General features: G+C 40.3%; 13 protein-coding genes. 10 read left to right on the forward strand and 3 right to left on the reverse strand.

Going from position 1 to position 13,539, the window contains the following annotated elements; genetic code table 11:
- Positions 1-104 precede the first annotated feature (104 nt).
- Positions 105-305: a cold-shock protein gene (locus tag CUS89_RS15300; protein WP_010736076.1), complete on the forward strand. Its 201-nt coding sequence runs from the start codon at positions 105-107 to the stop codon at positions 303-305.
- Positions 306-634: 329 nt separating this feature from the next.
- Here CUS89_RS15300 and rnjA read toward each other — a convergent pair whose 3' ends face one another.
- Together rnjA and CUS89_RS15310 are read right to left on the reverse strand one after the other, a co-directional pair.
- Positions 635-2,314 carry a ribonuclease J1 gene (rnjA, locus tag CUS89_RS15305; protein ID WP_104872734.1) on the reverse strand — a complete coding sequence of 560 codons (1,680 nt, stop codon included), beginning with the start codon at positions 2,312-2,314 and terminating at the stop codon, positions 635-637.
- 1 nt (position 2,315) lies between these two features.
- Positions 2,316-2,528, reverse strand: coding sequence for a DNA-directed RNA polymerase subunit epsilon (locus CUS89_RS15310; RefSeq protein WP_010736074.1), 213 nt, complete (start codon positions 2,526-2,528; stop codon positions 2,316-2,318).
- A 387-nt stretch (positions 2,529-2,915) separates the two neighbouring features.
- Here CUS89_RS15310 and CUS89_RS15315 point away from each other — a divergent pair, with 387 nt between their 5' ends.
- From CUS89_RS15315 to CUS89_RS15325, 3 genes are all read left to right on the forward strand, one after another.
- Positions 2,916-4,646: an ABC transporter ATP-binding protein gene (locus CUS89_RS15315; protein WP_104872735.1), complete on the forward strand. Its 1,731-nt coding sequence runs from the start codon at positions 2,916-2,918 to the stop codon at positions 4,644-4,646.
- Positions 4,643-6,403 carry a multidrug efflux ABC transporter subunit EfrB gene (efrB, locus tag CUS89_RS15320; protein ID WP_104872736.1) on the forward strand — a complete coding sequence of 587 codons (1,761 nt, stop codon included), beginning with the start codon at positions 4,643-4,645 and terminating at the stop codon, positions 6,401-6,403. The genes CUS89_RS15315 and efrB overlap by 4 nt, the downstream gene beginning before the upstream one ends.
- A 73-nt stretch (positions 6,404-6,476) precedes the next feature.
- Positions 6,477-6,965, forward strand: coding sequence for a gamma carbonic anhydrase family protein (locus CUS89_RS15325; protein WP_104872737.1), 489 nt, complete (start codon positions 6,477-6,479; stop codon positions 6,963-6,965).
- Between the two features lie 81 nt (positions 6,966-7,046).
- On the opposite strand, the gene clpP is transcribed toward CUS89_RS15325, so the two are convergent.
- Positions 7,047-7,640: an ATP-dependent Clp endopeptidase proteolytic subunit ClpP gene (gene clpP, locus CUS89_RS15330; protein ID WP_010736070.1), complete on the reverse strand. Its 594-nt coding sequence runs from the start codon at positions 7,638-7,640 to the stop codon at positions 7,047-7,049.
- A gap of 243 nt (positions 7,641-7,883) precedes the next feature.
- Between clpP and CUS89_RS15335 the strand changes: the two genes are divergently transcribed.
- From CUS89_RS15335 to glnA, 6 genes are all read left to right on the forward strand, one after another.
- Positions 7,884-8,348 carry a hypothetical protein gene (locus CUS89_RS15335; protein WP_374955059.1) on the forward strand — a complete coding sequence of 155 codons (465 nt, stop codon included), beginning with the start codon at positions 7,884-7,886 and terminating at the stop codon, positions 8,346-8,348.
- A 140-nt stretch (positions 8,349-8,488) separates the two neighbouring features.
- On the forward strand, positions 8,489-9,223 hold the full coding sequence (locus tag CUS89_RS15340) for a glycerophosphodiester phosphodiesterase (RefSeq protein ID WP_104872739.1): 735 nt from the start codon (positions 8,489-8,491) through the stop codon (positions 9,221-9,223).
- Between the two features lie 7 nt (positions 9,224-9,230).
- Complete coding sequence (gene miaA, locus CUS89_RS15345) at positions 9,231-10,154, forward strand: tRNA (adenosine(37)-N6)-dimethylallyltransferase MiaA (RefSeq protein ID WP_104872740.1); 924 nt, start codon at positions 9,231-9,233, stop codon at positions 10,152-10,154.
- Positions 10,151-11,395 carry a GTPase HflX gene (gene hflX, locus CUS89_RS15350; RefSeq protein WP_104872741.1) on the forward strand — a complete coding sequence of 415 codons (1,245 nt, stop codon included), beginning with the start codon at positions 10,151-10,153 and terminating at the stop codon, positions 11,393-11,395. Before miaA ends, hflX begins: the two co-directional genes overlap by 4 nt.
- Positions 11,396-11,563: 168 nt before the next feature.
- Entirely contained in the window at positions 11,564-11,959 is a 396-nt protein-coding gene (locus CUS89_RS15355; RefSeq protein ID WP_010736065.1) for a MerR family transcriptional regulator, read from the forward strand.
- Between the two features lie 29 nt (positions 11,960-11,988).
- Positions 11,989-13,329 carry a type I glutamate--ammonia ligase gene (gene glnA / locus CUS89_RS15360; RefSeq protein WP_010736064.1) on the forward strand — a complete coding sequence of 447 codons (1,341 nt, stop codon included), beginning with the start codon at positions 11,989-11,991 and terminating at the stop codon, positions 13,327-13,329.
- Positions 13,330-13,539 lie beyond the last annotated feature (210 nt).

The following is a 13,539-nucleotide window of genomic DNA, read 5'->3' on the forward strand; positions in this document are numbered from 1 at the left end:
GTAATTTTGTTTGGGAATAGAAGTTGAAACATCTGTTGCACCTCTATCGTACACGAGCAATGTTACAATCAAATAAGTGCTTTGGCACGAGGAGGGTATTATTAATGGAAAACGGAACAGTTAAATGGTTCAACGCTGAAAAAGGATTTGGTTTTATCTCACGTGAAGATGGAAGCGACGTATTCGTACATTTTTCAGCAATCCAAGGTGACGGATTCAAAACATTAGAAGAAGGTCAAGCAGTTACTTTTGACGTAGAAGATTCAGATCGTGGCCCACAAGCTACAAACGTTGAAAAAGCGTAATCTATACGAAAATATACTGTTATGAGGCTTGCTTCGTCATGGAGCGAACCAAATAATTGATGACAGAGGTTGAAACCAACGTGTTTCCCTCGAAAAATAAGATGAGACCCACAAAAATTGTTCTTTCACATTTTTGTAGGTCTCGCTTTTTTTTATTAAAAACTGGGAGTAGGCCATTAGTTCTCACCACCTAAAACCGAATAAACGGCGGGAACAGAAGAACCTCTTCGAAAAATAAGGCGCCAGCTACAAAAATTTGAAGAACAATTTTCGTGGCTGGCGCCTTATTTCTAGAGGTTGAACACTTCTGTCCCGACCTCGGTTTTAAGTTAGTTTTGATCCGGTGTCATCACCATAGGAATGATCATTGGATGTCTTTCTGTGCGATCGAACAAGTAAGGTTGTAAGGCGCCGACCATTGCTTCTTTTAATTTATGTTCCGAACAGTCGGGGGCATTTAGCACCTCACGTAATGCGTGGAACAAAATACGTTGCGCTTCATTGATCATATCACCTGATTCACGCATGTAGACAAAGCCACGAGAAAGGATATCTGGTCCGGCTAGAATCTCTTTTTTCTTGATATCGACAGTTGTCACTGCAAGAACGAGTCCTTCTTCTGAAAGTAAATGACGATCTCGTAAAACAACATTACCGATATCACCGATTCCACTGCCGTCGATATATACATCGCCAGCGACGAATTTTCCAGCTATACGAGCAGAATCACTTGTCAATGCTAATACATCACCATTTTCCATAATGAAACAATTCTCGGCTGGTACGCCTGTATCTTGTGCAAGAGAGGCATGGATCTTCAACATCCGAAACTCACCGTGGACCGGTACAAAATATTTTGGCTTCATCAAGCGAAGCATCAATTTTTGTTCTTCTTGGCCACCATGACCAGATGTGTGGATATTGTTGATTTTTCCATGGATCACTTCAGCACCAGCTTCGGACAACAAGTTGATCAAATGGTTCACGCTTGTTGTGTTACCTGGAATCGGTGAACTAGAAAAAATCACTGTATCATCTGGTTGGATTTGGATTTGACGGTGGGTACCGTTCGCAATGCGACTCAAGGCAGCCATTGGTTCACCTTGAGAACCAGTACATAAAATCATGGTTTCATTCGCAGGCAAGCGATTGATTTCATGCGCATCAACAAATGTACCATCTGGCACTTTGATATAGCCAAGACGTTGTCCGTTGACGATTGCATTTTCCATGCTACGCCCGAAAACAGCGATTTTTCTACCTGTTGCTACAGCGGCTTCCGCTGCTTGTTGTAGTCGGAAGATATTGGAAGCAAAGCTGGCAAAAATGATTCGGCCTTCAATTTTTTCGAAGATTTTCAAAATAGAAAGACCAATCGTTTTTTCTGATTTCGTAAACGTTGGAATCTCTGCATTGGTACTATCTGAAAGGAGGCAAAGAACGCCTTCTTCTCCAATACGTGCCATTTTATGCAAATTAGCTGGTTCTCCTACAGGTGTAAAATCGAATTTGAAATCCCCAGTAGCCACGATGTTACCAGAAGGTGTTTTGACAACCACACCTAAAGCATCAGGAATACTATGGGTCGTTCGGAAAAAGCTGACTGATGTTTTTCTGAAACGGATCACAGTGTCTTCGTTGATCTCATTGAGTACAGCATCACGAAGCAAGCCATGTTCGTCCAGTTTATTTGTGATCAAAGCTAAAGCTAAAGGACCAGCGTAGATTGGGATATTTGCTTGTTTCAATAAGTAAGGTATCCCACCAATATGGTCTTCGTGTCCGTGAGTGATCACTAATGCTTTTACTTTGTGTATGTTTTGTACGATATAGTTGTAATCAGGAATGACGTAGTCAATGCCAAGCAGTTCATCTTCTGGAAACTTGATTCCAGCATCGATGATAATGATCTCATCTTGGAATTGTACCCCATACGTATTTTTCCCGATTTCACCTAATCCACCAATCGCAAAGACGCCTGTCTCATTATTTTTGATGGAAAGTTTCATCTTAAAACTCCACTAATGTGAATGCTGGGTTTTCTTTTTCGTATTCTAGATGGTTGCCTTCTAGAAGTTGTACGAATTCGATATTGTATGGGGTATTTTCTTCCACTCGTTGGCGTGCTTCAACATCGCTGTTTGCTTCGATGTATAGCGATTGTGTTTCTTCACGTTTTGGGTTACGGATTTTTGACTCTTGATAATAAACTTTGTAAATCATGATTTATGTCTCCTTTATCTGCTTAAAGCAGTAATTTAGCGTATTTTTTGGACAACACAAAACGAGGGGACAAGCCACCTGTGTTTTTTTATACTTTAAGAAAAATACTTGATTCTCCTCAAAGAGACAAGCCTCGCATTTGCTTATCCAATTGGAATATTTTTTACTCGGATCCTCTGTATGAAACATACAATAGTTAATTGCTATTCTAGCATAAATCAAGAGATAAGTATAGAAAACGGTCACCGTAAAATGAAAAAACGTGCGAAGAGAAAATATTTTTCTGAAAAATTTCTTTTTAAAAAAGTAGTGTTCTATAAAGTAGTAGAGTGTGCTACTATTGAAAGTAATGGCAATATAATTAGAAGATTTAAAGGAGATGATAAAGTGAAGTTAATGTGGCAGTACACCAAGCGCTACAAAAAATACTTGGTGTTGAATTTTATTTGTGTGTTCGGTTTTATTCTGATCGAACTAGGTTTACCAACTATTTTAGCACGCATGATCGATGTTGGGATCCTCAACGATGATTTTGACTACGTGAAACAACAAGGGTTATTAATGATTGTGATCACTGTGATCGGGATCATTATGAATATATTTTTAGGTTATTTTGGATCAAGGATCACGACGAATATCGTCGCAGACATTCGTGATGATCTTTTCAAACATATCCAAACCTATTCTCATCAAGAGTATGAAACACTAGGCGTATCATCATTGATCACTCGTACGACCAATGATGCGTATCAGATCATGTTGTTTCTACAAAATATTTTAAGAATCGGTTTTATGGCACCGATGATGTTTGTTGTTAGTTTGTATATGGTTATGCGAACAAGTCCGTCTCTTGGTTTATACGTGATCGGTGCATTACCATTCCTATTATTGGCTGTTGTTGGGATTGCTAAGTTCTCTGAACCTTTATCAAAAATCCAGCAAAAGAATTTAGATAGGATCAATAGTATCTTACGTGAAAATCTGTCAGGTCTACGCGTTATCCGTGCGTTTGTAAATGAAAAATTTGAAGAAAAAAGATTTGAAAACGTCAATGAGAATTATGCTTCAAGTTCTAAAAGTCTCTTTCGTTTAATGGCGGTTGCACAACCAGGCTTTTTCTTCTTGTTCAATATCGTGATGATTTTGATTATATGGAGCGGTACATTACAAATTGCAGATGGTCAATTGCAAGTAGGGAATCTAATTGCTTTTATTGAATATATTTTCCACGCGTTGTTTTCATTTATGTTGTTTGCGAGTGTGTTTATGATGTATCCGCGAGCAGCAGTCTCTGCTAGTCGTATCCAAGAAGCTTTAGATGCTGCTCCTGCTATTGTGGAAGATCCGAATGGCGTAGCCGAAACCAAAACGAAAGGCTACATTGAATTTAAAAATGTGACCTTCGCCTACCCAGGACATTCACAAGAACCAGTGATCCGCAATGTCAGCTTTACTGCTTCACCTGGGGAAACTGTTGCCTTTATTGGTAGTACAGGTAGTGGGAAATCTACATTGATCCAATTGATTCCGCGCTTTTATGATGTTACTCATGGTGAGATCCTGATTGACGGTGTAGATGTGCGTGAGTATCAGTTGAGTAAACTGAGACAAAAAATCGGGTTTATTCCACAGAAAGCATTATTGTTTACCGGTACGATTGCTGAAAACTTGAGATACGGAAAAGAAGATGCAACGCAAGAGGAAATGGAGCGTGCGGCTGATATTGCACAAGCCACTGATTTTATTTCTAAAAAATCGGAGGGGTATGATGAACATCTTTCTGAAGGTGGCGCAAACTTCTCAGGTGGGCAGAAGCAACGGTTAGCCATTGCTCGAGCAATCATCCGTCGACCAGAAATCTATATTTTCGATGATAGTTTTTCAGCACTTGATTATCAAACGGATGCAAAACTTCGTGCAAGATTGAAAAAAGAAACAACTGAATCAACCGTATTGATCGTGGCACAGCGCGTGGGTACGATCATGCATGCCGATAAGATCATCGTATTGAATGAAGGAGAAGTAGTGGGCATGGGCACGCATCGTGAACTATTGGAGAATTGTCCGATTTATTACGACATTGCCGCTTCTCAATTATCGAAGGAGGAATTAGCATGAAAAAAACCTTCGCTTCTTTTAAACGTTTAGCTCGCTATATTCGTCCTTATCGTTTGACGTTTACCTTAGTACTGCTATTTACAGTGTTAACAGTGGCTTTCAATGCAGCATTGCCATATGTCGTAGGGCTTCCAACGACAGAAATCAGTAAGAACCTAGTAAATAATGAGGCAATCAATTTCTCTTATATCATCAACTGTTTGATTTGGATCGCGGTGGTGGGTACAGGTTATTGTATTTCTCAATTACTTTCTGGTGTATTGATGACAAATGTTGTTCAAAGCGCCATGAAAGACTTGCGTAGAGATATTGAAGAAAAAATCAATCGTTTGCCGGTTTCTTATTTCGATAAAAATCAACAAGGGAATATTTTATCTCGTGTGACGAATGACGTAGATGCAGTTAGTGGCGCCTTGCAACAAGCCTTTATCGGTATCGTCAATGCGATCTTAGGGATCACGATGGCAGCAGCGATGATGTTTTATATCCAACCGGTCATGGCGTTGATCTCAATGATCATGATCCCAGCGTCGATTTGGATCTCTAAACGAGTGATCAATGCTTCTCAAAAATATTTCCAAGAAATGCAAAATTCTTTAGGTGAATTAAATGGTTATGTTCAGGAAAATATGACTGGATTCAGTGTGCTAAAAGTATACGGTCGTGAGAAAGAAACATTTGAAGGATTCCATAAGGTCAACCATACATTGAAACATTTTGGCTTTAGAGCAGCCTTCATTTCTGGATTGATGATGCCGTTAGTGCAATTAACTGCCTATGCTACGTATATCGGGATGGCAGTTCTGGGAAGTTTTTATGTGATTTCTGGAGTGATTGTGGTCGGGCAGTTACAAGCCTTTATCCAATATATTTGGCAAATCAGCCAACCCATGGGTAATGTGACGCAATTATCTTCTGTGTTGCAAAGTGCATCAGCAGCTACGAAACGGGTGTTTGAGATTTTAGACGAACCTGAGGAAAAAGAAAACAAGACCGATGTTCCTTTGCCAGAAACGATCCATGGAAATGTCTCGTTTGAACATGTCGATTTTGCTTATGATCCGAAGAAACCATTGATCCAAGACTTGAACTTTGAGGTGAAAGCTGGACAAATGGTAGCTGTTGTCGGACCAACGGGTGCTGGGAAAACAACATTGATCAACTTATTGATGCGTTTTTATGATGTGACGCATGGCGCCATCAAGATTGATGGTATTGATACGAAAGCGATGAGTCGAAGTGATGTTCGTTCCATGTTTGGGATGGTATTGCAAGATGCCTGGTTATACGAGGGAACGATTGCTGACAATATTCGTTTTGGTAAATTAGATGCAACGGATTATGAGATCGTTGATGCAGCGAAAACAGCCAATGTCGATCATTTTATCCGGACGATGCCTGATGGGTACGAAATGGAAATCAACTCAGAAGGAGATAATGTCTCGTTGGGACAAAAACAATTGCTGACGATTGCTCGTGCGGTTGTTTCCGATCCAAAGATATTGATTCTGGATGAGGCGACTAGTTCCGTCGATACGAGGCTTGAAGCGTTGATCCAAAAAGCGATGGATAAAGTGATGGAAGGGCGAACGAGTTTTGTGATTGCTCACCGTCTATCAACGATCCGTGAAGCTGACCTGATCTTAGTGATGGATCAAGGACAAATCATTGAAAAAGGAACACATGAAAGCTTATTAGCAAAAGGCGGTTTCTATGAGAAACTTTATAACAGCCAATTTGCTGAAGCTGCGGAATAATGAAAAGAGGTTTCTAGGGGCGAACAGCCTTCTAGAACCTTTTTTCTTCAATAAAATGAAAAGAGGGAAAAAGATGGCGAGGTTTATAGCAAAGAATGCAACGGTTATCGGTGATGTAGAATTAGGAGAAGATGTCACGGTTTGGTATCAAGCAGTGGTTCGTGGCGACAGCAATTGGATCAAGATCGGCAAAGGAACCAATATTCAAGATGGGACGATCATCCATGTCGATCATGATGCCCCAGTTGAGATTGCTGAAAATGTAACAGTCGGACATCAATGTATGCTTCATGGCTGTAAAATCGAAAAAGGTGCGTTGATAGGTATGGGAGCAACTGTTTTAAACCATGCAGTCATCGGCGAGAATAGTTTGATCGGAGCTGGTTCTTTAGTGACGGAAGGAAAAGTGATCCCTCCCAATGTCCTAGCATTTGGACGACCAGCAAAAGTGATTCGTCCGTTAACAGAAGAAGAAATCCAAAAAAACAAACAAAATATTGCACATTATATCGAGATGGGACAAAAACATGCAGATGGATTCTTCAAAGAATGGCAAAAATAGGCTGATCACTTATTTTACAGCAGAAAAAGAAGGTTCGTCATCTTTGGATGACGGACCTTCTTTTATACTAGTGCGAATCAATTAGCTCAATGAAGCACTGTTTTCCATGACTTCATCGATCAAGCCATATGCTTTGGCTTGTTCAGCAGTCATATAGTTATCACGATCTGTGTCTTTTTCAATCACTTCGATTGGTTGACCAGTACGTTCCGCTAGGATTTTATTCAAACGTTCGCGAGTTTGTAAGATATGACGTGCAGCGATCTCGATTTCTGTTGCTTGTCCTTGTGCGCCACCAAGTGGTTGGTGGATCATGATTTCAGCATTTGGTAAAGCAAATCGTTTGCCTTTTGTTCCGGCAGTCAATAAGAAACTTCCCATTGAAGCAGCCATCCCCATAACGATTGTTTGGACATCTGCTTTTACAAAATTCATTGTGTCATAAATGGCCATTCCAGCAGTCACAGAACCACCAGGTGAGTTGATATAGATGTAGATGTCTTTTTCAGAATCTTGTGCATCTAGAAATAGCAATTGTGCGATGATCGAGTTTGCTAGATCATCTGTTACTTGTCCGCTCAACATGATGATGCGGTCTTTCAATAAACGTGAGTAAATATCGTAGGCTCTTTCCCCACGTGAGGATTGTTCAATAACTGTAGGAATTAAATTCATAATAAGGTTCCTCCTTGATTTGTTTAGAAATAGTGTAACACAGATTGATTTTGATTACCTACAAAGTAGTATACATTTTTGGTCAATAAAGGTCAAATGAAAAAACTTTCTGATAGCTAGTCTCATAAAGTCAGTTTATGTTATGATAAAAAAGAAATCAATAAGAAGGAGGAACCTTAATTGGTAATTGCTATCACAGGTTTTATCGGTGTCTTAGTAGGAGCGATCTTGGTCTACTTAGGGATGGCGATCCAGATGCGTCATCTTGAGAACAAAGAGCAACGTAGACGCGAATTGGAACTAAAAGTCAAAGAAATCGAAACATTGAATCAACTAAATAAAAAAATCAATGAGATTCTCCAAAAGCGTGCGAGCTTGTTGGAAGAATATGTCAGCTTTGATGCTTTTGACGATTGTTATATCACGATCGATGACTTTGCATATCTGCAATCATTTTCTGCACAAAATAATTTTTATTTACCAAATTATATCTTAGATGAATTATTCCAAAATATCGCTCATCGCAAAGTGATTCTTTCACCGGACGAAACGATGAAGATCGGCGGCTATGCTTACAAAGGTGGGCGTGTCATTTTAGAAAACTTTACAGACAACTTGACCGCAATGATCAATGAGAAAAAATCTCAGTTAAAAAATACGACGAAACAACCGATCGGTTTTTTCTCAAAAGATGATGTGTGGAGCTAAGTAAATTAGTAAACAAGGCATGTTCCAATACCTGATAGGTAGATACTAACTACAAAAGAAAAAGTTTGGTCTTTCATAATGAGTCCAAGCTTTTTCTTTTTTGTTCCTGTGGTAAAATAGGGATGATCGGAGTGAGGACTATGGTACAGATTTATGCGCATCGAGGAAGCAAAGGAACCCATCCGGAAAATACATTGCCCGCCTTTTCTGAAGCAGTCAGAGTGGGGGCGGACGGGATCGAGCTAGATGTCCATCTAAGTAAAGACGGTCAATTGATCGTCATCCATGATGAAACAGTCGACCGAACGACTAATGGCAAAGGACTTGTTCGAGAAAAGACCCTCGAAGAGCTGAAAAAATTGAATGCAGGTAGTTGGTTTAGTAAAGATTTTCCAGCAGCGAAAATCCCTACGCTAAAAGAAGTACTCTCGCTGCTTCTCCAAAAAAATTATCGAGGAACATTGATGATCGAAATCAAAACGGACAAGTATGAATATCCAGGGATCGAAGCGCAAGTGTCTGAAGTGATGACAAAAAACGAGTGGCCATTTCGCCACGCCTATTGTAGTTTCAATCTTCATTCGTTAGAGCGTCTGTCCGTCATCGAACCAGAGGCACAATTGGATCTTTTAATGAGTGATTCAATGAAGAAATTAGATTTAGCTAAAACCTTACCTTTTATTGAAGGTCTTCACCCTAAAGCAACTTGGGCATTTACCCATTCTCAGGAAATACAAGAGTTTCCAAAACGTATTCGCCTTTGGACAGTCAATACCACAGAAGATCTTGAAAGAGGATTGAAGGAACCTGTTGATGCACTCATCACAGATTTTCCTGAACGTGCTTGGTATGTTAAACAATTAATGAAAAAGTAGGAGCCATATGGAAAAAGTATTAGTGATCGTAGGACCCACAGCAGTTGGCAAAACAGCGCTAAGTGTGACACTTGCCCAGAAATTCAACGGTGAGATCATCAGTGGGGATTCCTTACAAATTTATAAACAGCTGGATATCGGAACGGCAAAGATCAAGCCGAGTGAAATGATGGGGATCCCTCATCATTTGATTGATGTGATCGAGCCAGACCAACAATATTCGGCAGCGAATTTTCAACAGGCAGGTCGTAAGTTGATCACGGAGATCACTGAAAGAGGTCGTTTGCCGATCATCGTTGGTGGCACCGGTTTGTATATCCAATCGTTATTGTACGATTTTCAATTGGGAGCAAATGAAGAAACAGATCCGGCTGTGCGAATGAAATATGAAAAAATGGCAGAACAACTAGGGAAAGAAAAATTGTGGACTTATTTGAACGAACGCGATCCACTTGCAGCGGGGAAAATCCATTGGAACAATCAGCGAAAAGTGATTCGCGCATTAGAAGTATTCGAGACAACTGGCTATAGTATCATGGCGCCAAAAGAAACACCTGCATGCTTATATGATTATTATATGATCGGTCTGGATACGGAGCGCGAGTTTCTTTATAGTAGGATCAACCAACGAGTGGATCAAATGCTCGCAGAGGGATTGATCGCAGAAGCAAGAAAGGTCTATGAATTAGGAGCGGTTCAAGCTAGTCAAGGGATCGGCTATAAAGAATTCTTTCCTTATTTTGAAGAAAACATCACTATAGATGAGGCAGTCGAACAAATCAAGTTGAATTCTCGGCGCTATGCAAAACGACAACTGACTTGGTTTCGTAATCGCTTGACGGCGCATTGGTTCGATCTCTTGAAAAAACCGACAGATCTAGCAGAGATCGAAAATGCCATCGAAGGTTGGATGAAAGAGGTGGGAACATGAGAGAAGCAAAAGAAAAAGTGATCATCGTTGGTGTAGAAACAGAAGAAAATCAACGATATTTTGCTGAATCAATGAAAGAATTGGAACAATTGATCGATACAGCAGCTGGTGAGGTCGTGTATAGACTCACACAAAAACGGCCACAGGTGGATCGTCAAACGTTGATTGGTAAAGGGAAGCTTCAAGAACTGACCCAATTAGCAGATGCTTATGAGGCAGATCTTGTCATATTCAACCACGAATTGACTCCGCGACAAAGTCAGTTGATTACCGATGCTGTAGGGGCGCCGGTCATTGATCGAGTCCAATTGATCTTGGATATCTTTGCGATGCGTGCGCGCTCTAAAGAAGGAAAACTGCAAGTCGAATTGGCGCAATTGCAATACTTGCTACCTCGTCTTGCTGGACAAGGAGAGTCGCTTTCTCGTCTTGGTGGTGGGATCGGTACAAGAGGCCCCGGGGAAACGAAACTGGAAACGGATCGTCGACATATCCGTAACAAGATCTTAGGCGTAAAAAGAGAACTTAAAGCAGTGGAGGCGCATCGAGAACGTAATCGACAAAAAAGACAAAGTAGTGAAGTGTTTCAAATCGGTTTGATCGGTTACACGAATGCTGGTAAATCGACGATCCTTAATTTATTGACACAAGCTGAATCGTATGCGAAAGATCAGTTATTTGCCACCCTTGATCCGTTGACGAAAAAATGGCGTTTTGCAGAAGGCTTCGAATTGACTGTAACGGATACAGTGGGTTTTATCCAGGATTTGCCCACTCAGTTGATTGATGCGTTCCATTCGACGCTTGAAGAAAGTCAAGGGATGGATCTACTACTCCATGTTGTCGATGCAAGTTCTTCTGATCGAATCTTACAAGAACAAACGGTTTTAAAGTTGATGGACGAGTTAGATATGAAAGAAATGCCTGTATTGACTGTCTATAATAAATCTGACCAGATCGATACAGCAGGCTTTACACCGACTTTATTTCCAAATGTCTTGATTTCTGCTCAGACACAAGAGGGGAAAGAACGCTTGATCGAGGCCATCAAACGTCAGCTGATGGAGTTGATGCTTCCTTATACAAAACTTGTGCCAAGTGATCAAGGACAAACATTAAGTGAGTTGAGACGGCAGACACTTGTATTAGATGAACGCTTCATTGAAGAGCAAAATAGCTATGAAGTACGTGGATTTGCAAATAAAAACTCAAAATGGATAAAAAAAGATGAGTTATTTTAAAAATATAAATGACTACAATATAAGCTTGACTAACTTCAAAAAGAAGTTGGTCAAGTTTTTTTATAAAAAAAATCGGTTCTCATGTCAGGAAATGTGACATGGACGGTTGACAGGTATTTTCGTGATTGGTATACTTTAGTCAATTGATAGGACGAAAGGAGACGTCAGATGGGAGAAAAGGAATTACGTCGTTCAATGTCAGTATTTCCAATTGGTACAGTTATGAAACTAACGGACTTGACTGCTCGACAAATCAGGTATTATGAAGAACAGGAATTTGTTCACCCTGAGAGAAGTGAAGGAAATCGACGCATGTATTCACTGAATGATATCGACATTTTATTAGAGATCAAAGACTATCTTTCAGAAGGATTGAATATGGCTGGGATCAAAAGGGTCTATGAAATGGCACAGGCGAAAAAACAAGAAGAAAAAAGTAAAAAACCGCTGACCGATCACGACGTTCGTCAAATTTTCCGTGATGAGATATTAGCTCAAGGCGGGTTAGCCAAAACAGGACATTATCAGTCACAAGGCTTGCAACAACGTCAATACTTTGACTGAATGAAATTAAAAAAAGAAAGAGGGATACCATGGTAAAGAAACAAATCACAGGCGAAGAAATTAAACGAATCATTGAGGATGAGAACGTACGCTTTTTACGTTTGATGTTTACAGATATATTAGGAACGATCAAAAATGTTGAAGTTCCAGTGAGTCAAATCGACAAAGTACTTGAGAATAAAATGATGTTTGATGGTTCTTCGATCGAGGGATTTGTCAGAATCGAAGAAAGTGATATGTACCTGTATCCTGATCTTTCTACTTGGATGATCTTCCCATGGGAAAGCGATCACGGCAAAGTGGCACGCCTGATTTGTGACATTTATAACCCAGATGGTACTCCGTTTGCTGGTGACCCTCGTGGTAATCTGAAACGTTCATTAAATGATATGAAGAAACTTGGTTTTACCTCATTCAATTTAGGGCCTGAACCAGAATTTTTCTTGTTCAAATTAGATGAAGATGGTGGCATCACAACGACATTGAATGACAAAGGTGGCTACTTCGATTTTGCGCCGACGGATCTAGGCGAAAATTGCCGTCGAGATATCGTATTGGAATTAGAAAGCTTAGGCTTTGAAGTGGAAGCTTCTCACCATGAAGTGGCTCCTGGACAACATGAAATCGACTTTAAATATGCAGATGTCGTTGATGCTTGTGACAATATCCAAACGTTTAAATTAGTCGTGAAAACTATCGCTCGTAAACATGGCTTACATGCGACTTTCATGCCGAAACCATTATTCGGGATCAATGGTTCTGGAATGCACTGCAACATGTCTTTATTCAATGAAGATGGAAATGCCTTTTACGATAAAGACGGTGATTTAGAATTAAGCCAAACTGCGTATCATTTCTTAGGTGGCTTATTGAAACATGCGCGTGCGTATACCGCAGTCTGCAATCCAACGGTCAACTCTTATAAACGCTTAGTTCCAGGCTACGAAGCACCTGTTTATGTGGCATGGAGTGGACGCAATCGTTCACCATTAGTACGTGTACCAGAATCGCGTGGTTTATCTACTCGTTTAGAATTACGTTCTGTCGATCCAGCAGCGAACCCATATCTGGCAATGGCTGTTCTATTACAAGCAGGTTTAGATGGTATCCGTAATGAATTGACACCACCGCCGGCTGTTGATCGCAATATCTACGTGATGAATGAAGAAGAACGTGAAGAAGCGCAAATCCAAGATCTTCCATCAACGATCCACAATGCCATCAAAGAATTGCGCAAAGACAAAGTGATGATCGATGCGTTAGGCAATCATATCTTTGCAAACTTTGTGGAGGCAAAACGTCTGGAATGGGCTGCCTTTAGACAAACCGTTTCTGAATGGGAAAGAGAACAATATTTGGAGCTTTACTAATAAAATCCTGTTAAATCAAAGAAAAGTATAGAAGAGGTCGGGACAGAAGTGTTCAGCCTCGAGAAATAAGGCGCCATCCACGAAAATTGTTCTTCAAATTTTTGTGGATGGCGCCTTATTTCCGAAGAGGTTACTTTTGTTCCCGCCGTTTATTCGGTTTTAGGTGGTACCAGAAGACTAATGTCCCACTTCCATTTTTTTAGGTGAAGG

The organism is Enterococcus mundtii (genome assembly GCF_002947535.1).
Lineage (GTDB): Bacteria > Bacillota > Bacilli > Lactobacillales > Enterococcaceae > Enterococcus_B > Enterococcus_B mundtii_B.

Bases quoted from the DNA above. Each gene is read 5' to 3' on its own strand.
- CUS89_RS15300 (WP_010736076.1), top strand. From the start codon at position 105: ATGGAAAACGGAACAGTTAAATGGTTCAACGCTGAAAAAGGATTTGGT.
- rnjA (WP_104872734.1), bottom strand. From the start codon at position 2,314: ATGAAACTTTCCATCAAAAATAATGAGACAGGCGTCTTTGCGATTGGT.
- CUS89_RS15310 (WP_010736074.1), bottom strand. From the start codon at position 2,528: ATGATTTACAAAGTTTATTATCAAGAGTCAAAAATCCGTAACCCAAAA.
- efrB (WP_104872736.1), top strand. From the start codon at position 4,643: ATGAAAAAAACCTTCGCTTCTTTTAAACGTTTAGCTCGCTATATTCGT.
- CUS89_RS15325 (WP_104872737.1), top strand. From the start codon at position 6,477: ATGGCGAGGTTTATAGCAAAGAATGCAACGGTTATCGGTGATGTAGAA.
- clpP (WP_010736070.1), bottom strand. From the start codon at position 7,640: ATGAATTTAATTCCTACAGTTATTGAACAATCCTCACGTGGGGAAAGA.
- CUS89_RS15335 (WP_374955059.1), top strand. From the start codon at position 7,884: ATGGCGATCCAGATGCGTCATCTTGAGAACAAAGAGCAACGTAGACGC.
- CUS89_RS15340 (WP_104872739.1), top strand. From the start codon at position 8,489: ATGGTACAGATTTATGCGCATCGAGGAAGCAAAGGAACCCATCCGGAA.
- miaA (WP_104872740.1), top strand. From the start codon at position 9,231: ATGGAAAAAGTATTAGTGATCGTAGGACCCACAGCAGTTGGCAAAACA.
- hflX (WP_104872741.1), top strand. From the start codon at position 10,151: ATGAGAGAAGCAAAAGAAAAAGTGATCATCGTTGGTGTAGAAACAGAA.
- CUS89_RS15355 (WP_010736065.1), top strand. From the start codon at position 11,564: ATGGGAGAAAAGGAATTACGTCGTTCAATGTCAGTATTTCCAATTGGT.
- glnA (WP_010736064.1), top strand. From the start codon at position 11,989: ATGGTAAAGAAACAAATCACAGGCGAAGAAATTAAACGAATCATTGAG.